The 26,919-nt window shown below is 36.9% G+C and carries 28 protein-coding genes and 1 pseudogene; 2 read left to right on the forward strand and 27 right to left on the reverse strand.

Annotated elements, in window-relative coordinates; translation table 11 throughout:
- Nucleotides 1-12: 12 nt before the first annotated feature.
- The 5 genes from crcB to BLV79_RS13180 all read right to left on the reverse strand — a co-directional run bounded on the left by crcB (nt 13) and on the right by BLV79_RS13180 (nt 4,082).
- Nucleotides 13-375, reverse strand: a complete 363-nt coding sequence (crcB, locus tag BLV79_RS07665; RefSeq protein ID WP_074717773.1) for a fluoride efflux transporter CrcB — start codon at nt 373-375, stop codon at nt 13-15.
- Nucleotides 376-757: 382 nt separating this feature from the next.
- Nucleotides 758-1,990: a tyrosine-type recombinase/integrase gene (locus BLV79_RS07670; RefSeq protein ID WP_074717776.1), complete on the reverse strand. Its 1,233-nt coding sequence runs from the start codon at nt 1,988-1,990 to the stop codon at nt 758-760.
- 127 nt (nt 1,991-2,117) lie between these two features.
- Complete coding sequence (locus tag BLV79_RS07675) at nt 2,118-2,336, reverse strand: DUF6462 family protein (RefSeq protein ID WP_031557962.1); 219 nt, start codon at nt 2,334-2,336, stop codon at nt 2,118-2,120.
- A 14-nt stretch (nt 2,337-2,350) separates the two neighbouring features.
- Complete coding sequence (locus BLV79_RS07680) at nt 2,351-3,442, reverse strand: hypothetical protein (RefSeq protein WP_074717779.1); 1,092 nt, start codon at nt 3,440-3,442, stop codon at nt 2,351-2,353.
- 505 nt (nt 3,443-3,947) lie between these two features.
- Nucleotides 3,948-4,082, reverse strand: coding sequence for a hypothetical protein (locus BLV79_RS13180; RefSeq protein WP_278286148.1), 135 nt, complete (start codon nt 4,080-4,082; stop codon nt 3,948-3,950).
- Nucleotides 4,083-4,465: 383 nt separating this feature from the next.
- Between BLV79_RS13180 and BLV79_RS07685 the strand changes: the two genes are divergently transcribed.
- Nucleotides 4,466-5,656, forward strand: coding sequence for a CGNR zinc finger domain-containing protein (locus BLV79_RS07685; protein ID WP_074717781.1), 1,191 nt, complete (start codon nt 4,466-4,468; stop codon nt 5,654-5,656).
- A 16-nt stretch (nt 5,657-5,672) separates the two neighbouring features.
- Here BLV79_RS07685 and BLV79_RS07690 read toward each other — a convergent pair whose 3' ends face one another.
- Genes BLV79_RS07690 through BLV79_RS07710 form a run of 5 tightly spaced genes read right to left on the reverse strand, consistent with a single transcriptional unit; the run spans nt 5,673 to nt 10,604 of the window.
- Entirely contained in the window at nt 5,673-6,968 is a 1,296-nt protein-coding gene (locus BLV79_RS07690) for an LlaJI family restriction endonuclease (RefSeq protein ID WP_074717784.1), read from the reverse strand.
- A 12-nt stretch (nt 6,969-6,980) separates the two neighbouring features.
- Nucleotides 6,981-8,429: an McrB family protein gene (locus BLV79_RS07695; protein ID WP_074717787.1), complete on the reverse strand. Its 1,449-nt coding sequence runs from the start codon at nt 8,427-8,429 to the stop codon at nt 6,981-6,983.
- Nucleotides 8,429-9,175, reverse strand: coding sequence for a hypothetical protein (locus BLV79_RS07700; protein ID WP_074717790.1), 747 nt, complete (start codon nt 9,173-9,175; stop codon nt 8,429-8,431). Before BLV79_RS07700 ends, BLV79_RS07695 begins: the two co-directional genes overlap by 1 nt.
- Entirely contained in the window at nt 9,175-10,419 is a 1,245-nt protein-coding gene (locus BLV79_RS07705) for a DNA cytosine methyltransferase (RefSeq protein WP_074717792.1), read from the reverse strand. Before BLV79_RS07705 ends, BLV79_RS07700 begins: the two co-directional genes overlap by 1 nt.
- A gap of 5 nt (nt 10,420-10,424) precedes the next feature.
- On the reverse strand, nt 10,425-10,604 hold the full coding sequence (locus BLV79_RS07710) for an antitoxin (RefSeq protein ID WP_074717795.1): 180 nt from the start codon (nt 10,602-10,604) through the stop codon (nt 10,425-10,427).
- Between the two features lie 307 nt (nt 10,605-10,911).
- On the opposite strand from BLV79_RS07710, the gene BLV79_RS12765 reads away from it, so the two are divergent.
- Nucleotides 10,912-11,235, forward strand: coding sequence for a hypothetical protein (locus BLV79_RS12765; protein WP_074717798.1), 324 nt, complete (start codon nt 10,912-10,914; stop codon nt 11,233-11,235).
- Here BLV79_RS12765 and BLV79_RS07720 read toward each other — a convergent pair.
- The 17 genes and pseudogenes from BLV79_RS07720 to BLV79_RS07800 form a co-directional block, all read right to left on the reverse strand.
- Nucleotides 11,228-11,635: pseudogene (locus BLV79_RS07720) on the reverse strand (single-stranded DNA-binding protein). The gene BLV79_RS12765 and the pseudogene BLV79_RS07720 overlap by 8 nt on opposite strands.
- Before the next feature lie 7 nt (nt 11,636-11,642).
- Nucleotides 11,643-12,371 (reverse strand): CpaB family protein, encoded by a 729-nt coding sequence (locus BLV79_RS07725; RefSeq protein ID WP_074717801.1) that lies wholly within the window; start codon nt 12,369-12,371, stop codon nt 11,643-11,645.
- A gap of 14 nt (nt 12,372-12,385) precedes the next feature.
- Nucleotides 12,386-12,955, reverse strand: a complete 570-nt coding sequence (locus BLV79_RS07730; protein WP_074717803.1) for a hypothetical protein — start codon at nt 12,953-12,955, stop codon at nt 12,386-12,388.
- 9 nt (nt 12,956-12,964) lie between these two features.
- The gene (locus BLV79_RS07735) at nt 12,965-13,375 is read right to left on the reverse strand and encodes a hypothetical protein (protein WP_031557973.1); all 411 of its coding nucleotides are present in this window, start codon (nt 13,373-13,375) and stop codon (nt 12,965-12,967) included.
- 12 nt (nt 13,376-13,387) lie between these two features.
- A complete protein-coding gene (locus BLV79_RS07740; protein WP_074717806.1) occupies nt 13,388-14,230 on the reverse strand; it encodes a type II secretion system F family protein in 843 nt (280 codons plus the stop codon).
- Nucleotides 14,231-14,239: 9 nt separating this feature from the next.
- Nucleotides 14,240-14,890: a hypothetical protein gene (locus tag BLV79_RS07745; RefSeq protein ID WP_143470232.1), complete on the reverse strand. Its 651-nt coding sequence runs from the start codon at nt 14,888-14,890 to the stop codon at nt 14,240-14,242.
- A gap of 42 nt (nt 14,891-14,932) precedes the next feature.
- Nucleotides 14,933-15,124 carry a hypothetical protein gene (locus BLV79_RS07750; RefSeq protein WP_143470233.1) on the reverse strand — a complete coding sequence of 64 codons (192 nt, stop codon included), beginning with the start codon at nt 15,122-15,124 and terminating at the stop codon, nt 14,933-14,935.
- Nucleotides 15,125-15,179: 55 nt separating this feature from the next.
- Nucleotides 15,180-16,235, reverse strand: coding sequence for a hypothetical protein (locus tag BLV79_RS07755; protein ID WP_074717813.1), 1,056 nt, complete (start codon nt 16,233-16,235; stop codon nt 15,180-15,182).
- Entirely contained in the window at nt 16,225-17,493 is a 1,269-nt protein-coding gene (locus BLV79_RS07760) for an ATPase, T2SS/T4P/T4SS family (protein ID WP_031557978.1), read from the reverse strand. Before BLV79_RS07760 ends, BLV79_RS07755 begins: the two co-directional genes overlap by 11 nt.
- Nucleotides 17,494-17,496: 3 nt before the next feature.
- Nucleotides 17,497-18,033 (reverse strand): hypothetical protein, encoded by a 537-nt coding sequence (locus tag BLV79_RS07765; protein WP_074717816.1) that lies wholly within the window; start codon nt 18,031-18,033, stop codon nt 17,497-17,499.
- 13 nt (nt 18,034-18,046) lie between these two features.
- Complete coding sequence (locus BLV79_RS07770) at nt 18,047-18,922, reverse strand: hypothetical protein (RefSeq protein ID WP_074717819.1); 876 nt, start codon at nt 18,920-18,922, stop codon at nt 18,047-18,049.
- Between the two features lie 72 nt (nt 18,923-18,994).
- Nucleotides 18,995-19,231: a hypothetical protein gene (locus BLV79_RS07775; protein ID WP_074717822.1), complete on the reverse strand. Its 237-nt coding sequence runs from the start codon at nt 19,229-19,231 to the stop codon at nt 18,995-18,997.
- Nucleotides 19,232-19,331: 100 nt separating this feature from the next.
- Nucleotides 19,332-21,695 carry a VirD4-like conjugal transfer protein, CD1115 family gene (locus BLV79_RS07780; protein ID WP_074717825.1) on the reverse strand — a complete coding sequence of 788 codons (2,364 nt, stop codon included), beginning with the start codon at nt 21,693-21,695 and terminating at the stop codon, nt 19,332-19,334.
- 6 nt (nt 21,696-21,701) lie between these two features.
- Nucleotides 21,702-23,150 carry a hypothetical protein gene (locus BLV79_RS07785; RefSeq protein ID WP_074717828.1) on the reverse strand — a complete coding sequence of 483 codons (1,449 nt, stop codon included), beginning with the start codon at nt 23,148-23,150 and terminating at the stop codon, nt 21,702-21,704.
- Between the two features lie 12 nt (nt 23,151-23,162).
- Nucleotides 23,163-23,357, reverse strand: coding sequence for an NlpC/P60 family protein (locus tag BLV79_RS07790; protein WP_031557992.1), 195 nt, complete (start codon nt 23,355-23,357; stop codon nt 23,163-23,165).
- Between the two features lie 105 nt (nt 23,358-23,462).
- Nucleotides 23,463-24,464: a hypothetical protein gene (locus tag BLV79_RS07795; RefSeq protein ID WP_074717831.1), complete on the reverse strand. Its 1,002-nt coding sequence runs from the start codon at nt 24,462-24,464 to the stop codon at nt 23,463-23,465.
- A complete protein-coding gene (locus tag BLV79_RS07800; protein ID WP_159429339.1) occupies nt 24,454-26,883 on the reverse strand; it encodes a VirB4-like conjugal transfer ATPase, CD1110 family in 2,430 nt (809 codons plus the stop codon). The genes BLV79_RS07795 and BLV79_RS07800 overlap by 11 nt, the downstream gene beginning before the upstream one ends.
- Nucleotides 26,884-26,919 lie beyond the last annotated feature (36 nt).

The raw sequence follows: 26,919 nt of genomic DNA on the forward strand, positions 1-26,919 counted from the left end.
TTCTTATATTCCTTATATTAAGTATGACAACTTTTTACCTATTAATATTCCCAAAACACAACATCCGACACTCAATGCCACATATATTCCTCCAGTTATATATATTCTTTCTTCAAACAAATTACACGATTCAAGTGAAAAAGTTGAAAATGTAGTAAATCCACCACATACCCCCGTTTTCCAAAAAAGTACTGTTTTACTTGATATATCACCTTTTCTATCTACTAATCCGACAATAAATCCAATCAAAATAGCACCAATTATATTAGTAACTAACGTTAATATTGGAAAATGTGTCTTCACTGGTATCAAACTAATAGCGTACCGTGCCATTGCTCCAAACGCACCACCTAGTGCCACAAAAATAAAATTCATTTTTTCCTCTTTTCTATTCCTTAAATATCTAAAGCAAACAAGGCACATACGATCGCATTCTAGCGATACATACATGCCTTTCTATTATTTGCTATTGCTTTATTATTTTTAATCTAATTATTTACGAAATTTGATTTTATAAATATAAATTATTATTTATCCAACTGTTTCATTGTAGGGAACAAAATTCTTTGCTCTTACATATCGTTCCAAGCAATGTACGAATCAATCCGTACTACTATATATGGGTTTTCCATATCAATCCGTATCTGTCCGTATTATCAAAAAACTTTACGGTCAAATATGTGTCAATCTGTACTTTTCCCATGCACTAACGCTGTTCAAATATGTCCAAACAATTTCTCATTAAAGACATATCTATCTATTTAATTATAACTCTTCCTTCAAGATTATTCAACACTTCCTGCTTCTGCTCTGCAGTACAATCAGCATAGATATTCATAGTTGTAGAAATATCCGAGTGCCCCATTATACTCTGGATTACTTTTAGATTAGTTTCACTCTCACAAAGCCTTGTGCAGAATGTATGCCTCAATATATGGCAACTAAAGTCTGGAAGTAATATAGGACTTCTTTTTTCTTTCTTTGCCAGCTGAGTTTCTTCTTTATTATATGCTTCACAAATTCTCTTAATTGCATTATTCACAGATTCAGGTGTATAGACATTCCCTTTTGCAGAAGAAAACACAAATCCAGAATAATCATCTACAACTGACTGGCAAAAACCTGTGCACTTCTGTATTTCATATTCCATCAAAAATGCCTCTCTTACTTCCGGCAACATTGGTATAGTTCTTATACCAGCCTCTGTTTTAGGTGTCTGAATAGAATGAACTACTTTTCCCTCTGCATTCGGTCTATAAATAAGGTTATGATTCACACTGATGTAGTTTTCATCAAAATTCAAATCATCCCATCTAAGCCCTAAACATTCAGAAATACGCATCCCTGTTCCGAGTAACACCGTAATGACTGGATACCATCCGCTATATGTATCACTTTCCTCCACATAGTTTAACAAAGCTTTTTGCTGCGGAACAGTTAGCGCTGTCTTCTTTTTAGGAGCCCAAGATTTATTCTTCTTAATTTCAGCCATTACACCTTCTGTCGGATTCACTCTTATAAGCTGATCTCTAATTGCCATCTGAAAAATAGGATGAAGCAAACACTGAACACTATCTACTGTATTCGCTTTAAGTCCCTTCTTAAGTATCAAGTCATAGTAAAAGTCTTTTACGTCAGAGTATTTCACTCTCGACAACTTCAGCTTACCAAAACCATTTCTAACCCAGCGATCATAACAGTAAATGTAATTATTCCTAGTTGTATCTTTTAAGTCATACTTCTGCTTTATATACTTATCCCACAACTGATTTACAGTCACTACATTGGCTGCTAAAGGATCAATTCCATCTTCTAAGTCATAGATAAGCTGCTTCTCACGCTTACGCAAAGCCTGCAGATTGGTTGAATAAATTGTTTTTCTCTCACCTCTTGGATTTGTCCAAGAATAGCTATATCTACCATCCTTTCTATAACATTCTCCGTTTTTTAACGTATGTCCTTGCGGATCTTTCCTCATTCTATAAGCCATTTTATTACCTCCAATTCACTTATAAAATAGGAACAACTACGCTTTTACCTTACATAATCATTATAAATCGACTATGTAAATCTCGCAAAAACGTAGCTGCTCCAAATTTGTCCATATTAGTACTTTTTTATGAATACATATCTTCTATGTACTGATTTAATACTTCTAGATTCACGAGACACACGCCTTTTATCTTTCTTACCGCTCCAGCCTCTTTGGCAAGGTCCATGAAACCATGGACCCCCATTGAGTAAAGTTCTGCACCTTCGTTATATCTAACATATTTCTTTTGACCAGTTCGAACATCAAATTCCAAGCTTTCTACTGGTTTTCTCTTATATGCCATATCTATATCCTCCATTAACGCAATCCATACTGTGTCGAAAGTTCATCCCAAGTTTCACCCAAAATCTGTGTAAGACTCGACATTACATCATACTCATCAAGTCCCTTTTCCTTCACAAATTCTACAATTAAATCCCTGCAGCGAACTCTCTGATGAGTGATAAAGTTCACATCGATATGTTCTACATTGCATAATACGATTGGACCGCCCTGAATCACTGAACCATTCTTTCGTGGAGCATCAATCTGAACATCGCTAGTAACTAAATGTTTCTTCCCAATAACATCTTCCTTCACAATCTTAAGGAAGTCAGCGTCACACGCTAACTGTGCTAATGTGATATCATCATACTTTTCTGAGCAAAATCCAAAATTCTGGCAGAAGATAAATCTCTGCATTGGACGTAGCTTATCAACGAAAGCATGAAATATATCTGTTATTTTCTGAGAAGCAATGTATAATTCTTCCATCTCTGATGCGTAGTCACAGCTATTCTCGATATCTTCCATTCCAGCGCGTCTCATCATTAATGACATTGTCTTTGCAATATCATTGACCGAAAGCTGTGTTGCAGACACTTCTTTCATGTTTGCGAAAATATCCTCAGCCGTAATATCATCGACATCTATGCCATAATTACTTGTGATGTAACGCTGAGTCTTCTTAATGATGTTTTTTTTGTATCCCGCTCTCTTAGAAACACCATTTTCATTGTTTGTAACAGTTCTTGCAGGGTCCTTAGTATAAATCTTTACAAAGGTTCTAAATGAGCAGGTGCCTTCGGTCTCTTTATAAGAAGGGTTGTTGAATTTGTGGAAGTTCTTCCATACTTCCAAATAAAGCTGATTGAGATAATCCTCTGCAATTGCCTTCATGCCATTCTTGCGAATGTAATAACATCCTTCTTCTTTAATAGTAGGCAACATAATATTGAAGACATAATCTTCTACTTCTCTTTTCTCTTCTTCTGATAAGAGTTCCCTAAGGCTGAATCCAAATTCTGGTAATTCAACTCCATTACGGATTGAATCAATCACCTTTGCCATTCTTGTGAGGTAGTCTGCCTTGCACTCCTCTACTGGATTGTAATAAAAGCTGTTAATCATATTAAATTTCCTCCTTGTTTTCGCTTTCAAAATTCATGTGGACAACGGTCCAAATGAATCTGCAGAAATTTGCGGAGAAAATTTTTAATTGTGTTTTCATATTTCTCCTCCGCGTTTCTGCTAGTTACTTGTGTCTCTAGAAACGTCTGTGGGAGGAGAACGACTCCGATAAGTTGTGAGCATGAAAAAAGCCCCTTTCCACTGAGCTCTCTGAACTCACGAAAAGGGGCAAAGGATTGGCTAATGACCTGGGACCTATGCTTCTCTGATCCCTAAAATTGGCATGAAGAAGCAAGGCTATCTCAAAGCAATCCCACCAATTCCGGTGCTTACTAATTGCTTCGATATATCCCTTACCCCTTATAGCGCTAACTTCAGGGTTCAGTATTTTGTTGTTTATATTACTAATATGGTTGTTTTTCTCCGGTTCCCAAAAAAAAAGGAGCCAGGACAAACGAATTTCATCGTTTGTTCCGACTCCAATTAGCCTTTACAGTTTACCTTTTTAAACTGCAACTGTTTTCTTTTTTACTTCGAACACTTTAATTGTGCCATCTTTTGTGCCTTTTATTTCTACGTTATTACCTCGTTTAATAATGGCATAAATTTTTTCAATAACAGCTTTATCACTATTACTCATCTCGATAACCTCCTTTATATTGGTCTCGTTACTTCTGAACGTGATGAATCGATCAGAAAAGTGGTAAACCCACCAAACATACAAACACTTGTTCGTATGTATATAATATATCATAAGACACAACTAAATTCAAGCTACTAAGATTCGAAGTCGGAAAAACGATATTCATTTGTTGATTTTATTATCGTTCATCCGAATTAGTAATAGAAGATAGCAAGTTTTAGCATTACTATTCTAATTTTGTAATGTCTTTTTACTTGTGAAGTTATGTATTTAGAGTTATTATATAATCATTACATTACTTTTATCATTACTATTTTGTTTTGTTAGTTAATATAGTGTTATATCAGAAATTATATAATGACCATGAAAGGAATCCTTATATGCCAAAAATAATAGAAAATTTTTATGAAAATAATATATTTACATTTGATTCTTATTCAGTAGATTGTGTAACAGACACTATTCATGAAAATCCCAATCAACCACCCAAAAGCGTTTATAAACTAATGTCAAATACTACTAATCAGCTTCATTTTGCATATGCCGCCCAAAAAGGTCTAGTAAAACTAAATTCTAATGGAACAATATCAGACAGTAATATTCTTGGTAGTTTCATTGCTTTAAAAAACAACGACTCCGAATATGCTGCGTTTTTTAAGAAATATGGTTTCATTTTTCCTATAAGTAATGAAACTTTTGAAGAAATACACCCTAAAGACATAGAAACTATTATCAACCGGTTAAAGTATACTGTTGAGTTAATGTCTGGAATAAGCAGCATAAGAAAAAATTATAATAAATTTGCAGCGTTAATTATTCTTCTGCTTTTTTCAGAAGGCACCTCTATTAAAACCAGCTTAATAGACAAGCCTTATAACACTTGTAATCATAAAGAAGCAAGCCTTATTGAAGACCCATCAGAAATCCCAACTCGAAATGACATACAAATTATACGTCCTAGTAACACTGATTATTATGTTTACGATAGTATATTAGAAAAAAGTGTTAGTTTTGATATTAGTTTTTATAATAGCACTATAGGTGGATATGAATCAGACGCCAACAAAGCGAATTTATTATATCTATATGTCAACTATTATAATGATACTAATTTAAATTCTAGAAAATGTATTGAGTTGTTATATCATCTTTTATATGATTATGGAGAGATAAATGACATCAATGATAAGGGGATTATATATCAAGATGATTCCGTTCAATTTAGTCCGGAGATTCAAAGCGCTATTATAGATGTTGCAAAATATGTTATAGGAAACGAGATTAATGCGAACCTGTCAGGAATATATCCTGTATATAATACTGATACAATGTCCCCTTCTTGGAAAGTTGATTCATTATTAAGCGCCTTATATTTCTCGCTGTTTTATATAAAACCAGATATGGAACTATACAGACAATGCGCAAACCCACGATGCGGTAAATATTTTTTGGTTAAGACAACATCCACTCGAACAAAATACTGCAGTTCTGCATGTTGTAACCGTGTAACGCAAGATACTTACCGAAGAACAAAGCGTACTAAAAAAGAACAACAAAAAAAAGACATCTAACAGATGTCTTTTTTCTTTACGGTGCCGGAACTTTGTCCCTATTTAAAACAAGTTCTATACACTCTGATAAATTCACTTTATCCTTTACATTATTGCCCAAATAATGGTACATCAAATATCTAGTATCTATAACAATTCCTTGAATCCTCTCATAATTCTTCATCGGATCTTTATATTTCCAATCACCTACAGCTTCACCTATATTGGCCATATGCGAAGTAATTGCAAAACGATTTTTCGCGCTATTAAAAGGCATTATAAATGCATTAAACAAAGAATCGTTATTTATACCCTTACTCGTTTCCAAGTATTCTCCATATGTAATCTGCTTATTTATATCTGAACCATTGGGTAAATCGTCTGCCTCTGCAGTTCTGCCATATTTATAACATTTAGCATCAAGCACATAATATTTATTGTTATAAATCATTATTGAATCCGGTATTAACGGTCTCTTTATTTTATTTTCGCCATAATCAAGCAACCATCTTGTTCTAGGAAAATATTGTTCCTTGTTTTCTACTCCAAATGCTGCATCAATTAACTTTTCCCAAACATGATCAAAATCATCCGTCCCAAAATAGAATTGCCTTTCTGTAGTCTTTTCATCAACATATTCTAACATGCTCTTCATTGATTTAAACAAAGTTTTCTTTTTATCGTCATTCGTAGATTGTAACTTCGTATTCACAATGCTAATAGATGTTTTGATATCTGGATGTTCTCCTGGGACTTCTGGCATATAAGGCACATATAACCATCCTAATTTTTCAAATGCCTCATATACACAGTACCTATTAATTTGAGTTATTTGTTTATTATAGTTTGGCAAAGAACTACGCACTGTAAAATCTGTAAAAATAAATGAACTGATTCCATTTTTAGTCTGTACTAATGGGGTTTGCTCTTTTACAGTTTTCGTCCAATCCTGCGTTCCTTTAGCACTTGTTTTAAACACAGGATCCGTTTCGACATAATAATTTGAATTATTATCCAAAAAATACTCTATTACATTTCGATATGCATTTATTGGAAAATCAACCGTTTGTGGCGCCGCAAATTTATTAACAGCAAGTAAACGATCTTCTTTGGTAGTAAATTCTGATAGTATCTGTACTAAATTCTTTATATCTTTCCTAATTTGGATATCGCTTTCCGGCAAATCATATCCTATAGGAAAATATACCATCACTTCATCAGAATCAGCTTTTATTCCAACAAATCTGTCCCCATCTTCATTCGAATTTACATGACAATGCTTTTTTATATCATCATCCTTCTTTTCTGGCCCTAGTATATCTTCTAATGTCATAGATACACCGCCTTACTGATTCTTCGTCTTAAAAGAATCTGAAACATTTTCTTTAAATACATTATACCTATCAATACCTTTGGCATTTGTGAAATACTTAATGATGCTTTCCAATGAGGAGTATTTTCCTGTTTCAAACACTACTTCGCGATTGTATTTAAACGCATCATCCCATAAATATTTAAGTACTTTTTCTGGAAATTTTCTATTTTGTTTTCTAGCTGCCCTTATTTGTCTAAGTCTTTCAGCATCTTCATCTGACAGTTTTTCATAACGTTCTCTTCTCTTTAAATCCTCAAATTCCCTTTCATACTTTTCTTCTTCTCTATCGTCATACTGTAAATCTCTAAGATGAATAAAATACGCTCCCAATCTTTTATCTTCAGATGATGTCATTCTTGCATTATTGCCAATAATAATTTTATTTATCTCAACACAGAAGTCCTGCCATCTAACCGCTGTATCAAGAATTGTTGCATTCGCAAAATTGTCATCAATCTCATCAAAACTATTTTCAATTAAACGCATATCCCATCTACGCTGAAATGCTGTATCCAATGTAAATACATTTTGATCAGAAGTATTCATTGTTCCAATAATAGATAAATTTGATGGTATTCTAACCTTATGGTCTGGGTCTCCATAAATTATTTTAGCCATATTTGCATTTGTTATTCCATATTCACTAGTTCCAATTGGAAAACCATCATCTTCTTTATCTAAAATTTCCGCTTTTCTATCCAACAATTGGAAAACCTCGCCAAATATTGCTGGAGCGTTTCCTCGATTAATTTCCTCGATTACTAAAACATACTCTGTCCTTGGATTGTTATATGCTTCTTTTAGAATATTTGTAAAAGGACCCGCAGTAAATGCATAGCTTACCTGGCCATCCTCTGATACATTTGGCAGAATTTGTCCAATAAAATCAGAATAGGTATAATCCGGATGGAAAACCAATCTATCAACTTTAGTTTCCTTTGTACAATACTCATGCTCTATAGTCCAACTCTTTCCTGAACCAGGAACTCCATATAAAAGTACATTACTACCATTTGTTAATCTTACGCTTTCTAAATCATCATCTGCTTCATAAAGATCATCATCAACATTAATAACCAAATGACGTTCAAGATCCATCATAGAAAGAAAGGTACTATGTCTAGAATCCGAAGCAGAAATAACCTCGATAGTATAATTACTTTTTCCTTTTACAAAAAGTAAGATGTCATCTTCCTGCATTCCTCCCTCTGCATTTATTATCTGCTTAATATCTCCACCAAACCTAGGATCGGTAGCTAATAAAAATACTACATTGCCAGAAAATCCTGACTTTTTTCCTTTCATAATCGCAGATTCTTTGTCATTATAAATTCCAAAAAACCCATTTAGCACTTCATTCGTAACACTAATCTGATGAGTTATGTCGTGCTTAAGTATTTTTCTCAAATAAATATTCATTATTGTTTATCCCCCTCTTCAAGCTGTTCTACAACATATTTACTCCATTGCTCAGCAATTGCTTTAGCAAATCCCGGAAAAGTTTTACTTCTCCACGTTCTTCTCTCTGCTGCGTTCTTCGTTTTAGTCAATCCATCTGAATACCACTTAGGTAGTCTTTTTCCACTTCCAAACTCAATATACTCTCCTGGATCAACGACGTTTGTATGTTCTAATGGTGGTAAGTTTTTTAACCATAAGCATGTTTTTTTAGATGCACTATCACCAAAATGAAATGGTTGAACTATTTGATCCGGCTTTCTCCATCTAGTATTCATTATTCCCACAGGGTTTTCTATTGCTATATATTTAATATCTGCATTTGCAAGAGCCATAAAGAATGCTGCACCTTCTTCTCTATCCTGAGCTCTATGTGGGAACTTCGGATGAGGACGTCTTTGATCTATAGGCAAATCCTTATCATCAGGATGATAATACCATTTTGCTCCGCTAACTGCTAAGTATGTACAAGGTGGATGTGCTATCATCAAATCCCAAGACCCTTCAATATAATAGTCTTTTCCGTTTTGAAGTCGTCCACCTCCATTTTTTATTACTTCTAATACATCCTGATTAAAATGCCATTCAGGATGACCACCTGAACACTCTAGTATATCGCAACTATATGCATTATGACCTAAACGTCTAAACTCTGTGCACACTCTTTGACTTTCTTCGCATGCAACAAGTACATTTAATTTTTTCATTACTTATCATTCTCCAATATCTTATTTATTGATAATGCTATATTTTTAGCAAACAATACTGGAACTGCATTACCTATCATTTTAAAACAATAAGCATCTGACCCTATAAATTCAAAATCCATAGGAAAAGATTGGAGTAAAGCTGCTTCTCGTATTGTAATAGAACGTAACTGTTTAACGTCGGGATGAATAAACATAAGTCCATCTTTATAAAGATGTGACACTATTGTAGGAGAAGGTTTATCCCATTCTAAGCTTCTATATTTATTATGATTCGAAGTCTTTCCAGTAACTTTATGATAAAACTCAAGTTTTTCTTGTGTGGAAGCGTTATTCATAGATTTCTCAATCCACACCTTAAATACGTTTATGTCCCTCAAATTATTATATCTAGCTTTATGAAGAGAAATAATCTCATTCCCTATTTGTTCATGAGAAATATTTCTATTACCTTCTTTATATGGTTTATCTAACGGTTTAAATTTTGGCATATTACCAATTGCATCTCTGACCGTGCGCTTAGGTTCATGTGATTTCATAGAATCTAAACTTTGATAAAATTCCTCTACGCTATGATTACTCTTTTTCTCTACACCAATAATAATCACTCTACGTCTTTCTTGAGGAACCATAAAATCTGCTGCTGAATATATTGATTTTTTCATATCATTAGGCTTTCTTATTTCATATCCAACCTTTTCAAAAGCCTCATATATTCTTTCAATAACAAGTCGATCTCCTGGTGCCGCACTTAATATTCCAGGCACATTTTCAAATACAAACATTTTAGGACGATAATGGTCTACAACCTTTACAAAACTTTCAAATAAATAATTCCGATAATCATCCTTCATAGAATTTGGATCTTGTGCCCTACCTGCAATCGAATATGCTTGGCATGGCGGTCCACCAATAATTATGTCAACCTTTTTGTTCCCTAATAACCCATCAATACCTTCTTTTATTACTTTTTCTGCATTGTCGGAACCATATGTTGAAATAGTCTCTTCTGTCCATGAACCCTTCATTAATTCATCAGTTTTTTGTATATCGAAACGAATCACTCTCTCTTTAGCTTCTTCTTCCGAATACCCCCATCTCTTCACTAAGTTATTTCTTAATGTATCAACCATTGGTTTTTCCCATTCAACGTGAGCTAAAAACTCAAAACATCCCGATTGTAAAAAACCTTCTGACAAGCCTCCTGCTCCGGCAAATAAGTCAATACAAGTATATTTTGGCATAAATTCTATTGCTCCTTTCGGCTCTTTATATATTCTCTTATCCAAACACCTATTTCGATAGACGCTTTTTTCCCTTCTTGCCGAAGTATCTCCATAAATTCATCCTTAATTTCAGGTTCAATGGATATTTCAATTTTTGCAGTCTTTACCCTGCCTGATGGTCTTCCACTATTTTTTTCATTCATAAAAGTTTTAAACCTCGCCTCTGTAAATTGTGTTTTTCATTATTAAACCTGGTTTTTATCAGGGTCTGACCCTGGCACAACCCTGGCATTACCAGTATATCATACTGCTCAAAATATTACAATGTCTCTTTAAGAAATTTATTAGGTTTCTATCTTTCTTTACTTTTCATGCTATCCATGTTAAGATTTTCTCGAAATAAATTTCATTTTCTAATAATTCAAGGGAATCTCTTCCCATTATTCCAGCATTTATTATATAAACTTATTTGTAACCGTTTTATTTTTATACTCAAAAGGAGGTTTATTATTGTTTACAAAAAAAGATATTAGGAGCATTGATCGAAAGTATTTCAATGTTCTACAGGAAGGCTGTTACGCTATTACACTACAGTCCAAAAACACAAAGCATTATTGGCACATCGTTCATCAAGAATATTCTCACTTCTCTTCCTGCATAATAGAGCACAAGCACAACTACTCTGATTCCTATCACCGTCACAGAAACCAAAAAAATCTTAAAGCAGCAATGGCCGCCATCAAATCCCATGATGATTTCCAAATCAACGTTAGAGACAAGCAAAAGAAAAGAGCCCATAAAGCTCGCGCTTTACAGACTCCATCCCTTACTTAAACGGAAGTTCTTCATCAATATCATCTGGAATTGACACAAAATCATCTGGTGCTGAAGGAGGGTAGGAAGTATTAGCATTCTTACTCTCACAAAACTCATGCTCATCTACAACAACATCCGTTGTATATACCTTCTGACCATCCTTGTTTGTATAACTGCCAGTCTGGATTCTTCCAACGACTGCAATTTTAATTCCCTTATGTAGGTGGGACTCAACAAAATCAGCACTCTTTCCAAACGCTACACAACTAATGAAATCGGCTGTGCTTTCCTCCCCTTCTTTTCTTCATCTGCGATCCACCGCCAAGGTATATCTCGCAACCTTGGTTCCATTCTCTCCTGATGAAATTTTGATATCCGGTTCTCTCGTAAGTCTACCGGTCAACTCAACCTTATTCATGTTCCACCTACTTTCCTGCTAAATAAAGCTGAATACCTTCATAACTAATTGCTGTATTCATCTGATCCACCTCATCTGGTGCTACCTTTACAGAGAACACAACTGCTGTTGCAGCACCATTTTCAGCTTCATAACTCTTAGTAAGTTCATTACCCGAATTATCATATGCAGCCTCTACATAAACGTTCTCAACCATAAGCACAAGCTGATTTGTGGACGGATCTTTCGCATATACATTTACAATATCTCCATGTCTGATAGTTCCACTTACAGAGTTATTAAAGTCGTTTACCTTAATAGAAGTCACCTGAGTCTCTGCAGTGTACTTATCCATAACAGAATCCTTCTCAGCAATATCGTCCTTATTGACCATCTGTCTTGCAGATAGATCAGACTCAACATAGAAACCACCATCAGGTAATTCCTTGATGTCCGAGTAAATGCAGTCAGGTAAGATAGCCTTTTCTACGTCCTTGATTTCAAAGTAATCATCCACCTTATCTTCAGCGATAAAGGTATTTGCTTCGATATCCTTTGTTGCACATACCACATGTGCTTTCACCACTTCATTCTTTGTGATGTTTGTCATCACAAGATAAATTAGGCAAGCTACGATAGCAGCAAGGATAAATGGAATAATCAGTGATTTCACTGTAAATCCAATGTTTCGCTTACCCTTCTCAGTAGCCTTGTCCTTTGCCTTCTTATCTACTTCTGTATTCTTTTTCTTATACATAAACTTAAATCCTCCTAATAATTAATCTTCAGGGCACAATAGATATCCCTGGTTTTTCTGATATAGCTATCATCTAAAATACTCTTTAGATCGAATGTCACCTTTGCATATGCTGATGTCTTTCTTACAACCTCACCAGCTGGAGTTTTTACACTTCCAACTCGACCATAGCTTGTGGATCTAGCCCCACCGTTCCCTGAATATGTTGTAATTCGAACCTGCGAATCTTCTACCTCATATTCAATGAATGTCGTATATTCAAAGTTGTAATAAAACCCTTCCGTATTAGATATAGCATCCCTCATGCAAGCCATATAATTGTTATATGACTCCTCTCTGTTTCTAAATCTTACAACTGGATAGCCATAGCTTTCAGCTGTCTCAAAGTAATAAACATCATCAGCAACAAGCGATGCTAGAACCGAATCTGATAAGGCATCATCTATGGTATGCTGCTCGGACATAAGCTTACTCGCCATAGCAATGTACATCGTTGTAATCACTAAGATAAGTGCCAATCCAAACAAGATACAATATCCAACAGCTCCTGTAGCATCCTTCTTTTTACATACAAATCTTTCCATCGCCACCTCCTACTGCTTTGCAGTACTTGTTCTATTAATGGTGATGGTTGTCGGATGAGATGCCACTTTTGATATTCCACCCGCAAAGGCAAGAATGTTATCATCATAGGTTCCTGTAATCTTTAAATAGATTCGATCCCCATAGTTAACCTCTCGTGTTGTCGTACCAGAAATTGAAATATTATAAAGACCCTCGCTCTCTAAATCCGCAATCAATGCACTCTGGTCTGCCGGCTTCAAATATCCCTCTGTTTCCATAATCAAAAGGTATTCCCTCGCAGTCTGTCTCATCGCCCACTTGTCGCTAATACCAGAGAAGGCTCCAAAGATGATTACTAAGAACGCTGTTCCCATTACAATACCGATAAGCGCAACCAACATATTTTCAACTACGCCACTTGCTTCTTTTTTCTTTTTCATACGCCCTCCCTTCTAAAATGCTATCTGCATTTCCAATAATTTCATAATGATGCAGTAAAGAATCACGCCCAAGATATCAAAAGCTATCATCATGACATACATCATTATTTTATTCTCTAGAATTACACATCGTCTCTTATTTACACCGATCTGTTCACGCTCGATGTTATTCTCAAGCGTTTTTAATGACTCATCTACCTGACCTGTTGACTGCAGAGACTTAATCACTGTACAGAATGCGGAAATCTCACCATTATCAAAGCTAAGCTCCATTTCATCTAAGCACTCATCTAATGACATCCCACCATCTAAGTTATTCTTCAGACGAATAAGCGACATCTTTAGTCTCTTATTCTCTACTACCATAACTGCATCTCTTAGAGCATCTGCAATATACTGTCCGCCTCGCTTACCGTAGAGAACAGATCTACTCATTTCACAGATATCTGCCATCATTTCTTCGTTGCTACTCTTATTCATAAGTCTCAGATATACATCTAAAAAGCTCCAACCAATAGCAGCTGCAAGTATCGTAAATAACTGTGAACTTGAGCTATGCATTACCCCTTTTGAAACAAAAAATGTAATAATTGAACCCAAACCTGCAAATACAGTCTTATATAAATACCAATGGCCCACTGTAATTCCGTCACTTAGAAACACATCTGCCCCCATCTTCTTAAGCCAAATCTGTTTCTGATATATAAATTCCTGAAGTCCTTTTGCTTCCTTTACCTTCTTTAACTGCTTTCGTGCTTCTTCCTGCGGAGTAGTATGAAGTGCAAGCATTGCAATTGTCTGAAAGAAGATAAACACCGCAGCAAAGAATACTACCATTAAAATTCCTACTACCATTTCTCCTCCTTACTTATCTGTGCTGAACAGTTTCACTACTACAAACAGGTACAAGATTCCTGTAATAAGAAGTATTGCCTGTCCCACCATGTTGCTTGTTAATATGTGCTTTACATCAATGCCAATACCATTTCCAATGAATAAAACAATGAAAACGGATGCGATTGATATAGCAACAAGTGTCAGTTTCATAGAAAAGAGAATGTTTTTTCGCTCTTCTCTCGCCGACAAACTAGCAGCAATCTGCCCCATCATCTGCTCTAGTACTTCCTCATAATTTGCCTGAAAGTGCATACAGTTCTTCAGGTTTACTAGAATCGTCTGAAGCTGTCTGTTATCCGTTGATTCCTTCATATAATCAAATGCTAGATCCACATTACCGGTCTGCTCACAATCTAATAAAAACTTAGATATCAGCTCTTTAATTGGACCTTTCATTGATGGCAATGTATTCTGCATAATGGTTACAATATCTGAGCTTCCCTTTGAATGGTTAGAAAGAATCGACACAAACAAGGATGTTGTATCTTCAATCTCGTTATAAGTCTTTCCTGCTAATGCAATAACAATTACATACAATGCAACAAACTGCACAGCACCGATAAACAAGGCAATGAATACATTATGTGTAAATGCAATCCCTTCTATGATTCCACCCATAAATGAAAGTATTAATAGCATTAGATACTTCTCTCCATTGAGTCATGGAAGAAATCTCTTTAATCCACTTGTTAAAATCAATCGATCCATCTTATAAAGGAGCGACTTATTCTCGATAGAACCAAACTTAGATACAAAGCTTGCCTCCAAGCTCAGTTTCTTTCCAACACTATCCTGATGCTGTTTCACTAAGTTATCCCAAACGTTATGCTCTTTGAACTTCTTATGAATCATGTAGAACAGCGCTACGAGCAAGAGCCCTAATACTGCCCAAGCAACAATCTCATATCTACTCACTTGCTTCTCCCTCCTTTACTTCTGTTACATCACTATCGCCTTCAGGTTCCATCTCTGTCTCTTCCTGATTTTCTTCAAAATCAGGATCACTTGGATCAGATATAACAGAACCGTTTTCATCATAGATAATAATTGGATCATTCCAATCCACGTTTTCATCGTATGCTTCACCGTTGTATGTATCTAAATCTTCATCCGCTACATATCTGAATAATCCGACTCCGTTTACAAAGTAATAACCTGTTTTAAAATAATCAGGAATGGTAATAGCAATGCAATTGCTATGTAAAAAATCAAACTCATAACTTACAAACCTCTCTAATGAACCAAAGCTGTGAATGTTTGCTTTAAGTTTAAAATCCTGGTAATACGTACCTGTATAAAATTCACAAGCATATGACTTACCTTTCTGCAATCCCAAAACAGTACCACCATCCGATACGGTTTTCTTTGAAAGCTTTGTGTCACCAACCTTATCCAAATACAGTTTTGTAATTGACTGCAATTTTGATAAGGCACCTGCATCTGACTTCAAATCAATGTAATACTTGTAATCATCTTCACTACTCTGCGCAAATGGAATGTAATAATGATCACCACCATCTGCTATAAAATTTGATACACCAATGGTATATCCATAATCTGCGAAGCGCTCAAAGACAATAGAATCTGGCACCTCTGTATCCGAGACATATAACAACTTATCTTTGCTTGTTACTGTTGGAATTTTTTCATCTGCTTCATCACTTACCCAAATGCTTCTCGGATTATCTGTAACCTCCTCCAACTCTTTCCCTGTAAAGTTGATATCTCCAGTAATACAAGTCTGGAAGGTATTAGAACCAGATGCTTTATTCACATCTGATTCATTTGCATCCTTCCACACATATGCTTTCCCGCTTTCCAATTCGTCTACTGTTGAAAAGCTTGTAGGCCTACCACTTGCGTTACCACTTAAGGTCTCAAAAATACCGCATCCAGTAAGTGAAATTACAGAACACCCCGCTAATAGAATTGCAGCTATTCTCTTTACACACTTACTTTTCATCCACAACCTCCTCGAATGGATATACCGGCTTTAAAATAATAGAGTCCGTATTCTTATCCCATCCATCAATCTTCTTAATCTCGTCAATACGGAAATTTCTTAAATGAATTACATATTCGAATCCGCATAACTGCTTCAATGATTCCTTCGTCTTGTATCCTGTAGCCTGGCTAATGTAGTCAGCCATTTTGTCTACCGCCATCTCACAGCTTTCACCATGCACGGATGTCCAACACTTATGTCCAGTCATAGAAGCCTTTGATAATCCAGCTGCTTCACTACCTTCCTTAACCTCACCTACAATCACTCGGTCTAGATCCACAAGAAGTGCTGCTCTAGTTAAGTCTCCCAGGTTATATGACACCTTTGAATCACCACCACTAATCATTACATGAGCTGCTAATAGATCCGGATGATCCTCATCAAACAGTTCCGCATTCTCCTGACAAATCATCACGGATTCATCCCATGGAATTTCTTTAAGCATTGCATTCATAAGCGTTGTCTTTCCGCTTGCTCCCTTACCGGTAAATAAGATACCCTTTGAAGCAATCATCTTCTGAAATAGTGCATCAAACTGCTCATTTACTTCTGATAAAAACTTAAGCTCTACAATTCCATCGATACATGTTCTTCCCTCATCCGGCTGAAGATGATTAAACATTCCTGCCTGTTCCAAAGCTCTAAGAGTATATTTCTCCTTTGGGATCTTTCGAATTGCAATGCAAGTGTTCCCACTATCTGTGAGAAGCCCACTGATTGCTGTTATACGCAAAATGAAGTCATCCTGCGTAGCATCCGTGAAGGTCTGAATTGCATTAGCAGTTCCAAGGTTGACTTTGTTTCTTTCAAGCAATCTTGTTACAAAGTTCTTATAGTCTGCTCGATTAGCGAACCTCACTCCTGAATCCATACGCTTGCCATATCTTTTTACTCGAATCTGCTTGTCGTTATAGATTTTGATATCTGAAATCTCCTTGTCATGAATTAATCCATCAATAATTCCATAACCCCAAAGCTCTTTTCTTACTAACTCTAAGACTTCATCTTTCTGCTCTTCTGTCATTTCATTACCATCGACATCCTCATACTGAGACATTTCATCTCGAATCTGACTTAAAATCTTCTCTCTTGAAACTGACAGTTCATCATAATTACGCTTACTTAAGCTATTTAGGACTCCTGCATTCTGTTTCTTATAAAACTCATCTACGAGTGTCCTTGATAGTTCAATAAGCTCTAATTCTTTTGTTTTCAATCTCTACTCCTCCATTTCCTCTATGGTGTGATGTACCATCATACCTTTTTTATGATTGGAATAAATGAAGGTTGAAGCTACTACGATTACCATAACAAGTACAAAAGCAATAACCTTAATCAGAAGCGCTCTCTGTGCCTTTGGATCTGCTGCTTTCTGTCTTGCTAGTTTCATCTCTTCTTCCTTCTTAATTTCTTCTGCCTTCTTCTTCATTCGCGCTACATCCTCTGTAGATTCATACAATAGATGTTTCGATGGCTTAAAGAAGAAATAATATAGATATTTTCCATACGTCATGTCTTCGGTATAGTTACAGCCAAATGCGATTCCTACCATCAAAAGTCCAAGAAATATTGCTATACAAGCAAGTCTTGGAGTCTCTAGAAAGATAGGCATACACACATTGGCTGCTACTCCTAAAAGGACACATCCGAAGAACACTACCTTCTGTATGAATGTCTGATTCTTGAATGCATCGATTCCAAACAATGCATCTGAATCAATTTCCTCTAAATTTACATTTCGATTCATCTGAGGCATGTTATTTTTCCTCCTACATCATTCTCTGAACCATACTATCTGTTCCCTTTACAAGTCCTGCGATTACAATAGGTGTAATAGCTGACTGCACTGTGATTAACACGCACTTATAAATGTTTGATGCTCCTGAGAGATCAAAGTTAACCAGCGAAGTACACAGCGTTACACCTGTCTTTACGCAAATAACCATGAGCGCTCCCGATATGCAGAATCCAAAGAACGTCTTTAGATACTGCACAAGCGATCTTGAAATCTCGTGTCCCCCTGCACCCATCGCAATAGCAATTCCTGCAAAAGGCAAGATAACTAATGGCTTCAGTATTCTCTGAAATCCTGCGCTAATAATAGAGATGCAGGACGCCACCATAATGAACACCATCACGATTCCAGCAATCAGGAATAACAAACTACATCCGATTGTTGTCCATACCCCAGAGAACCATTCTCCTGAAAGCTCAAAGTCCGGTAGTTTTAGCGTGGAATCTATAATTGATTCCAAGTCACTATTCATGGTCAACTTGTATCCTGATGTTGTTCCCATCTTCGCTGTGATTCCATCTGCAAAGTCCATTACATAGCCCATGATTTTCCACATGTTGGCAGCTACAAATAGAATGATGCAGTATCGAAGTGCATCCATTAGAAATCTCTGTGCCTGCTGTTCTGGTGGTGCATTTACAACGGTCTTATAAAGCGCTATCAAAAAGAAAACAGTCGCTATAGGAACCGTTGCATCGCTTATAGCATTAAACAATGTGTGTACTGTTGAATAAGGTGTGCCTCCAGCTGCAGTCTTTGGACTTGTAGTAAAAAGCGTCATCGCTATTTTCATAAGCGTATTCCAGATAGTAAAAGAACAATTATAAAGTGCCTTTACTACATCAATCATTCTTTTTGCTCCTCCAAAAAATAAGTTCCGACCGGCTCCCGTTGCCAGCCGGAACTTCGGTTAATACGTTACTTATGTCAATGCATTTACCAATGCACTGAGACCGATAAGCACGCCGCCAGCAACAACGGAATATACAGCCTGATGTTCTCCCTGCTGATCCATCTGGCGGAATGCCATCGCAAACTTGATGCCACCATACACAAGCATTACTGCACCAATAGCTGAACCAATTGAAATCAGTACACCCTTTAAGCTTGTAATTGCCTTTGTGTAACTAGCAGCTGCCAAAATTGCTGTTCCAGTCATATTCGCTTCCTCCTTATCCTTTAAATTCAAGCTTGTATAAACTCTTCTACTTGCTTGTTACATAAGGCATATAGGAGTGCCTGTTCCTAAATCTGCATTTTTATTTGCAAATTTTTTCAACAAATTTTTCAATCGTATCTTCTGAGTGATCATTACTAAAGAATGCCTCTATCTCATCGAATCCATATCCATCCTTAATAAGAGGAACCAGATTCATAATCTGCCCATCGCTATAACCCGCATTCTTCAATTTCTGAACCAACATTACCCTATCCTTATAGAGTTTCACAGATTCATCTGTAACTTCATCCTCATCAAAGACACTATAGTCAAAACCATTATCCTGACTATGTGCCTTCAAATACTTCTCATAGTTTTCTTCTAGCATTGCTTTATCTTTTGCCATAATTGGCAGTGATGATACTGTCTCCCCAATGGTAAATGCTTTTATTAAATCATCTGCATCCTCCATGGTTAATCTAACAATGACCTCTCCACTCTCTCGAATCTTCTTTGCCTCTTCCTTCGCATCATCACCCGACAAAAAGAATCCTTTATTCTCTAATCTTGCCAGCTTTCTCTCTCGATTGCGCTTTGCAGGATCATACGGATTATGCTTTCGACACAAGAGCTTTACAAATGGTGTATTCTCCATCTGACACTTCTTCTGAAACAGTGGATCTGCACCCTTGATTACAATGGCGCATTCCCCATCCTTCTTCATCGCGAAGATATCCTCTGCAGATAGCAAGCTCTTCTCCATAACATCCTCAGATCTTGAACTAGAGCCCTTATAATCCTTCGCATCCGAATCGGATGCCTTATGGATGGTCTGAGTACCAAAATGCTTACTCAGATACTCACAGGAATCCATATCAGGTGCACCGAGAATATCTATAATGGCACAGTTACCAATCAAATCCTTGTCCATGTCATACTTAGGGAATTTTCTCTTAAGCTGAATAAGGTTCTGAATGATAATGACCGCTGACATATTTCTTGATCTCATGGTAGAAAGCTTCTCCACAAATGAGTCAGGTAGTGTAACGTTCGCAAACTCATCCATTAGAAATGTTAGATGCTGTGGAAGACTTTCATGCAAACTTGGATCAATTGCAGTCAAATGATAGAGCTCGTCAAAGAACAATGAATAAACCATACTAGGAATCCAATCGTAATAGCGCTTATCTTCACTAGTTACAATGAAAAGGATTCTCTTTCCTGACTTACTCTCTGGTGAAGGTTTTGAATATCCAAAGCTCTTTCCAATATGAATCTCATCTTCTGACAAAAGATCCACAACACACTTCAGCTTCATATATCTGCAATGTGCATCCAAAGAAGCAACAATAGAACTTGTTGTTTCCGCTGCTCCGTTATAAAACTTCTCCACTGCGACATAGCCAGGGAAGTCTGTATCATGATCTTTATGCCATTCCTTCTGGGCTTTTTTCATGATATCCATGATTCCATCCGGTCTGTTATCAATAGATCCATCCGCTTTTGTAAATACTGTTGTAGCATCTAAAAGCTTCACAAAAGTCTTCCAGTTCTGCATTTCCTTCTTGTAGTAATAATGAATCAGATAAATAAGCGATGTCAGAAGCACCTCTGCTGACTGCTCGAAAAACTGGTCATTTCCTCCCCCGGCATCATCCTGTGGTGTTGTAGACTTCATTAGAATTCCTGCAATACTCATGATGTCTGATTCGTTTCTAATATATTCGAAGGGATTGAAGTGAATACTCATAGGCATTCCTTCTTCCGATTCAACATTCATGACCATTACCTCATACCCATTGTCCTCGAAGTACTGACCTGTCTGTTTGTACAACTCACCCTTTGGATCAGTAACTAAAAAGTTTCCACACAACTGACTCAACATTGGTCGAGCTAGTCTAAATGACTTACCAGATCCAGGTGGTCCTACCACGAGCATATTTAGATTTGATGTTTTCTCATTATTGATTGAAAGGTATACATCTTCTGCAAGCCAGTAATTCGCTGTATTTACCTTAATCGACTCACCTATATGCTCGTCTCCGGTATTTACAATGACTTCATTCTTTTCATCATGGTTTGCAAACATCTTTGTAAATTCCTTGGCATTACCCCACTTTGCAACGCCATATTCCTGACCGGCAAATGGATGTTCAAAGCGTGTCATAATCATAATGAACGCCATTGAAAACGCCGCCCAAAATGTTCCAACAAACTTAATTGTTGCTGGTGTTACGCCTACAATATAATGATGCTGCTCAATAATGAACTTCTGAAAATTATTCATAAATTCATTGAAATCATTACCAGGCACCCAAACTGCTCCACATAAAAAACCGGCATAGACACAAAGAATCGTGCCTATGCCGTAGATTAATACAGTCTGTTCTACTGTCCTGGTATGTTTCTTTATTGAGGAGCCCTGATACTGAAAGCTTTTAAAAAACTCCTTAATAAATTCCATACTCTCCTACTTTCTGGCTGTGTGATGCATAGCCTTTGACTCATCCTTACTCTTTGTACTTGTAAGCTCAGCAATAATATCTTTTCCCTTAATGCTAGATACTTCTCCATCTGGTTTCTTCATTTCAAAGATGTCATCTGAATTAATCTTTAGTGTTGCCATTTTTTTATTTGCGCTTGTAACTGGTGCACCACTTACAAGACCTCCTGCAAGTTCAAGAGACATTTTTCCTTCTCCATCTGACATTACTGCCGCTGCAGGTACAGTAATAGTGGTATAAAGAGATTCATCATATCGATCTGCCTGTTCCTTATCTCGCTTAATACCTTCAACAAATTCCTTGGCTTCTTTTGAGCTATACTGTTTCTCTTCAGACCCCTCATCCTGGGTTTTAGAAAAATTTGAATCAAGCCCTTTGATATATGCCTTTAATCTATCTTCTGTGACAAGCGCTGTTGTTGGCTGATCAGCAAGCATTCCTGCATACTTAAGCATCTCAGGAAGCTTCTTCATCCAAGCTTCTCTTGTCATTCCCTTATCAGAGAATGTCTTCACCTTTGATGGATCTTTAGCATCCGTTACTGAATAAACAGAGAAGAATACACCATTCTCATCAGGTTCAAAGGTTCTCTTAATCGTAAAAAGCTCATTGTCCTGTGTCTTCTGACTGTAGAACAGCTCCTTACTATCAGGAACCAAACCTTCATCTCGGATTGGCACCATACACTCAATAGGCAAGAACTCTCTTACAATTCCAACCTCAGGCTCCATCGCAAGTGCCTTTTCAGGATTCTTCTCAAAGTTTGTTCCCTTGCCCTGACGAAGATACTCTTCAAAGGTGAGTGTGTTATCTCGGCTCATCTTATCCTTTGTTTCCTGAAGCTTATCCTTATTCTCTTCCTTCGCCTGAACAAGTTCTGCAAGTTCCCCTTCTAACTTTTCTTTTTCTTCCGGTGTTTTTGCATTCGCAATCTCCTCACGCTTTGCCTGAATCTTTGCATCATAATCCTTGTCCTTATTTTCTTCAGTTTCCTGACGAATACTCATCCAAGACTTCATCTGTTTCTGATGAATTGCAAGATCCTGTGAAGGTACTCCAATTGGAATGTAATCATCATTAGGATTTAGATCCGGCATGATGCAATATCTCAAGTTATTCTCCTGACAGTAGTATTCAAACGGTGAGATATATTCATCTCCAAACCTCTTTGGATTCTTAACCGTCCTTTCAAACATTTCCTTAGGAAGCTCAATTACTGGTGCAGTGCCCTCTGAGACTTCCTGAATCTTCTGCCATGTACTACTTCCAGGGCTTTTCAAATTCTTTTCATGAGCCCAATTTGACAATGTTCGAATTGCTCGAATTATAGTTGTGATAGCTTCATGGCTACCCTTTAATAGGTAATAGACACCTTTGTATTCCATCTCTACTACCTGTGCTACTTCATCTGCCATAGTTTATTCCTCCTACTTCTTATTTGGTCTACAAACCATTACTATGTCATCTGTGTCCATTGACTGATAAATAACACCATACTTTGTGCTATATGCTTCTGCAGTCTTTCCATCCCCCACATATATTGCTACGTGGTGAATTCCTAAATACCGATTATTATTTGATCCACCATAATAGATAAGATCTCCCGGTTTAAGGTTCTCCAATTCAGTGCCACTTAAAGACTTTCCATCCGATTCTAGTGTCTTTGCTCCACTTGCTGCAGTTGGCGGATAATTCGCTCCGTAACTGATATCTACCCCAGCTGCTTTTCATGCATAATACGCAAGGGAACTACAGTCATAATAATTCCCACTCGTTCTGTAATCCTGACTATATGGATAGCCAACCTTAGACAGTGCAAACCGCAACACCTTTTCCTGCGTTTCATCGCAATTTGCTTTCTCGATAATTTCATTAATCTTATCTTCACTTAGCGATGTATTAACGAATGTGTTATCATCCGTAAAGTTAGATACGAACTTCTCAATAGCATCATGAACTGCAATTGCCGGTGATAATGCATCAAACAGCAAAGCTATAATCATGACAAGCACAATCGCAATCGTTGCAAAAATCAGCACGTATGGCGCTAACAAGCTTCCAAGATAAGCCAACAACTTCTTCAAGTAATAAAAAGGATTGATGTACTGAAGGAATGTTCCGACAAGCCCACTCTTACCATCTTCAAAAGCATCCCCGGTCACTCCACCGATACCACCAACTTCATTGGAAATCCCCTTCTTTGCCTTAAGCATATTGGCTACATTCAATTTAGCTGACTGCTTTTTTCGTTCCTTATTCTCTTTTTTCTTGACGTCCTTCTTCTCAGCCCTTTTCTCATTTAGTTTCAGTTCTTTGGTCTCTATATTGCTTGCTTTATCATTTAAGAATCGCTCCTGTTCCTTAATCTTCGCCTTCTCCTCTTTGAATTCCTTGGAGGCGCCCTGACTCTTCATCTTGGCTTCAAGCATATCCTTCTTATCCTGAAGCTCCTGCTTCGCTTTCACATACTCAGCTTTTTCCTCCTTCAGAAACTTTTCCTGAGTTTTAATCTGACTAGCTATGTCTTTTCTCTGAGCTTTGATATCCTTATGCTTTGACTTTGTCTTCTCATAAGAAATTCTGACTGCCTTCTCTGCCATATCATCAACAGCACCAGCAGCTGTCCCATTATTAGAAAAGCTAGCTACTTCGTCTCCCACAAAACGAGACATCTCATTTGTAAAATGGGACTGACTTCTAAAGTCAGCCCCTTCACTCTTAAACGCCATATCCACCTCCGTCTGTATTTACAATCTTGTAAATCTCTGACTCCTTACTCATTCTCATATCAAACGGAACAGTAACATTTCCCATCTTTAAAAGTCCGGTTCCTGAATCAGCATTATCAACGAAGTTAAACATCGCTGGACTAATCTGTGGCAAGAACTTCATCAGTTTCTCTTTATCAAGAGTTGACTGTGATAGTAGTGCAAAATACTCCGTATTAGAAAGAATGGCGGATAACTTTCCTCCATTATCATTGTTAAGAAGGTCAGTCATATTCTGAGTGATGCCATTTAAGATACCGCTCATTTTACGGATTTCCTTCCAAAGCTTCAGGATAAATTCCGCTACCTGGGGAACTCCCAATAGTTCGTGGAATTCATCTACGTAAAGATGTGTCCACCTGCCTTCTTTCGCGTTATCCTTCACCTTGTTTCGGACTGTCTCCATCATTACAAGCATTGCTGTAAGTCGGATATTATCCTTAAGACCACTGATATCAAAAACAATGAATCTATTATCTAACATGACATTGGTTCTGTGATTAAAGAGGTTCAAAGATCCGTTAACAAAGATCTCCATTGCTGCAGCCAAATGAGCTGCCAGGCTGCTTCCTTCATCTAAAAGCCCCTGATAAATATCCTGAAGTGTTGGTGAATAAGCCCTTATCTGCTCTTCAACACTTAGATTCTGCTCTATGTCAAACATCACTGATTCCGTTCGCATGTAGCTTGGCACCTCATAATCACTTGCTTTCTCAGCTTCGCCATTTAACTTCTTTCTCAGTGAATAATTCTCTGAGTAAACCTTTTCAATAACGCTATCTATGATTCCCTGCTCCTCTGGCAAGATATCTCGTTTCATACAGCTTGATAACAATGACAGAATAAAGTCTGCCTTGTCTGAGATAATCTCTCTAAGCTTCACGTAATCCACATCCGTATAATCTACATCCATCGGATTAAGATAGAATTCCTTCGATGAATCAAAGCTGATAATCGTACCATCTGTAATCCCTGACAGATTTCCATACTCTGACTGTGGATCGATTATAAGAATCTGATCTGTAGGGTTATTTACAAATGTGCTTATGATTTCAGACTTCGCAAACACCGATTTACCGGAACCTGACTGACCAAGAATCAGTCCATTATGGTTCTTTAACAACTTCTTATTTGCAAAGATTGCATTCTGACTCAGCTGGTTTACTCCATAATAAGTTCCACCCTCATCATTAAGCTCCTGTGTCTTATATGGCATAAACATTGCAAGACATGTTGAACTTAAATTACATACCCTCTTAAACTCCTGTATTCCAAGTGGGAGGCAAGAATTAAAGCCTTCTCTCTGCTTACCAAAACAACTATGCAGCTTAATAGATTTCAAAGAAGCAATGTTCTTTAACTTCTCTTCGATCTGTGTCAGTTCCTCCTCACTATTTGCTAATACCATAACTAGAATTGTGGTATTAAAGTAATGCTCATCCAAGGAGTCAATCTCCTTGGAAAATTCGTCTAACTTCTCTTTCTCATTCAGAAGTTTCTGACTCGCATCAGCCAAATAATCATTATTATTTCTGTTACGCTGCTTTTCATTCTCAATCTTCATTCCGACAGCCATATACTTACGTCCAACTTCCTGTTTGAATCCTGCAATATCAAGAAGTTCGCTATTAACCGTCACATAGCTTGTACAGTTCAGCTTGCTTAAACTTGAGATGATGTCTGACTCCAATGACTTCGGATATTCCTCGATATACATCACTTTTCCAAATCTGCCATTTAGCATGAACATCTCATTTTCAAATCTTACAGATGCCGGAGCCAAGGTATTTAACCAATCATGACAAGCTGCATACTCCTTCTCAAAGTCGAACTTATAATTGTTCTCGATTCCAACATGTGTCACGTTATAAATCTTCTGCATTCTCTCATTGATGCCGACTGGTCTCATTATCGATCCCTGCATTCCATTCGCACCAATTCCAATAAATGCACTTCTAATTGCTGTATCTGTAGACATAAACATCTGCTTCGCATCATGCATATCTTCTGCCTTGATAGTAAGTGTCAGATAGATCGTCTGATACAATCCCTGTCTAGCATCAGAAACCTTATCTCGAATCACCTGGTTATAACTTCTTCTTAAAAAATCATATTTATCGCCCCTTAACGCATACAGTATCTTTTCATGAAACAGCTTCTCATCTACATATTCGTTTGCGACCGTGTATGAAAATCTGCATGGAATTGTCTTCAGGACTTTACCAAAATTGATAATGATTTCTTTCTGCTCTGCATCTGTTACACCCGCAAAGTTGATGTCACTTAAGACATACAGTTTTGAAAACATCTTGTTGTTCAACTCGAAGATTCCACTTTCATCGATACTCTTCACTGATAAGATATCCTGTACAGAGGTCATCTCCTTTACAAGCGGGACATCGCATGTCTTTGTCTG

Origin of the sequence: Lachnobacterium bovis DSM 14045 (assembly GCF_900107245.1) — a bacterium.
GTDB lineage: Bacteria > Bacillota > Clostridia > Lachnospirales > Lachnospiraceae > Roseburia > Roseburia bovis.

What these genes read in the sequence shown, in the direction of transcription:
- crcB (WP_074717773.1), bottom strand. Translation starts at nt 375, where the DNA reads ATGAATTTTATTTTTGTGGCACTAGGTGGTGCGTTTGGAGCAATGGCA.
- BLV79_RS07670 (WP_074717776.1), bottom strand. Translation starts at nt 1,990, where the DNA reads ATGGCTTATAGAATGAGGAAAGATCCGCAAGGACATACGTTAAAAAAC.
- BLV79_RS07675 (WP_031557962.1), bottom strand. Translation starts at nt 2,336, where the DNA reads ATGGCATATAAGAGAAAACCAGTAGAAAGCTTGGAATTTGATGTTCGA.
- BLV79_RS07680 (WP_074717779.1), bottom strand. Translation starts at nt 3,442, where the DNA reads ATGATTAACAGCTTTTATTACAATCCAGTAGAGGAGTGCAAGGCAGAC.
- BLV79_RS13180 (WP_278286148.1), bottom strand. Translation starts at nt 4,082, where the DNA reads ATGAGTAATAGTGATAAAGCTGTTATTGAAAAAATTTATGCCATTATT.
- BLV79_RS07685 (WP_074717781.1), top strand. Translation starts at nt 4,466, where the DNA reads ATGCCAAAAATAATAGAAAATTTTTATGAAAATAATATATTTACATTT.
- BLV79_RS07690 (WP_074717784.1), bottom strand. Translation starts at nt 6,968, where the DNA reads ATGACATTAGAAGATATACTAGGGCCAGAAAAGAAGGATGATGATATA.
- BLV79_RS07695 (WP_074717787.1), bottom strand. Translation starts at nt 8,429, where the DNA reads ATGAATATTTATTTGAGAAAAATACTTAAGCACGACATAACTCATCAG.
- BLV79_RS07700 (WP_074717790.1), bottom strand. Translation starts at nt 9,175, where the DNA reads ATGAAAAAATTAAATGTACTTGTTGCATGCGAAGAAAGTCAAAGAGTG.
- BLV79_RS07705 (WP_074717792.1), bottom strand. Translation starts at nt 10,419, where the DNA reads ATGCCAAAATATACTTGTATTGACTTATTTGCCGGAGCAGGAGGCTTG.
- BLV79_RS07710 (WP_074717795.1), bottom strand. Translation starts at nt 10,604, where the DNA reads ATGAATGAAAAAAATAGTGGAAGACCATCAGGCAGGGTAAAGACTGCA.
- BLV79_RS07725 (WP_074717801.1), bottom strand. Translation starts at nt 12,371, where the DNA reads ATGTATAAGAAAAAGAATACAGAAGTAGATAAGAAGGCAAAGGACAAG.
- BLV79_RS07730 (WP_074717803.1), bottom strand. Translation starts at nt 12,955, where the DNA reads ATGGAAAGATTTGTATGTAAAAAGAAGGATGCTACAGGAGCTGTTGGA.
- BLV79_RS07735 (WP_031557973.1), bottom strand. Translation starts at nt 13,375, where the DNA reads ATGAAAAAGAAAAAAGAAGCAAGTGGCGTAGTTGAAAATATGTTGGTT.
- BLV79_RS07740 (WP_074717806.1), bottom strand. Translation starts at nt 14,230, where the DNA reads ATGGTAGTAGGAATTTTAATGGTAGTATTCTTTGCTGCGGTGTTTATC.
- BLV79_RS07745 (WP_143470232.1), bottom strand. Translation starts at nt 14,890, where the DNA reads ATGGGTGGAATCATAGAAGGGATTGCATTTACACATAATGTATTCATT.
- BLV79_RS07750 (WP_143470233.1), bottom strand. Translation starts at nt 15,124, where the DNA reads ATGATTCATAAGAAGTTCAAAGAGCATAACGTTTGGGATAACTTAGTG.
- BLV79_RS07755 (WP_074717813.1), bottom strand. Translation starts at nt 16,235, where the DNA reads ATGAAAAGTAAGTGTGTAAAGAGAATAGCTGCAATTCTATTAGCGGGG.
- BLV79_RS07765 (WP_074717816.1), bottom strand. Translation starts at nt 18,033, where the DNA reads ATGCCTCAGATGAATCGAAATGTAAATTTAGAGGAAATTGATTCAGAT.
- BLV79_RS07770 (WP_074717819.1), bottom strand. Translation starts at nt 18,922, where the DNA reads ATGATTGATGTAGTAAAGGCACTTTATAATTGTTCTTTTACTATCTGG.
- BLV79_RS07775 (WP_074717822.1), bottom strand. Translation starts at nt 19,231, where the DNA reads ATGACTGGAACAGCAATTTTGGCAGCTGCTAGTTACACAAAGGCAATT.
- BLV79_RS07780 (WP_074717825.1), bottom strand. Translation starts at nt 21,695, where the DNA reads ATGGAATTTATTAAGGAGTTTTTTAAAAGCTTTCAGTATCAGGGCTCC.
- BLV79_RS07785 (WP_074717828.1), bottom strand. Translation starts at nt 23,150, where the DNA reads ATGGCAGATGAAGTAGCACAGGTAGTAGAGATGGAATACAAAGGTGTC.
- BLV79_RS07795 (WP_074717831.1), bottom strand. Translation starts at nt 24,464, where the DNA reads ATGGCGTTTAAGAGTGAAGGGGCTGACTTTAGAAGTCAGTCCCATTTT.
- BLV79_RS07800 (WP_159429339.1), bottom strand. Translation starts at nt 26,883, where the DNA reads ATGACCTCTGTACAGGATATCTTATCAGTGAAGAGTATCGATGAAAGT.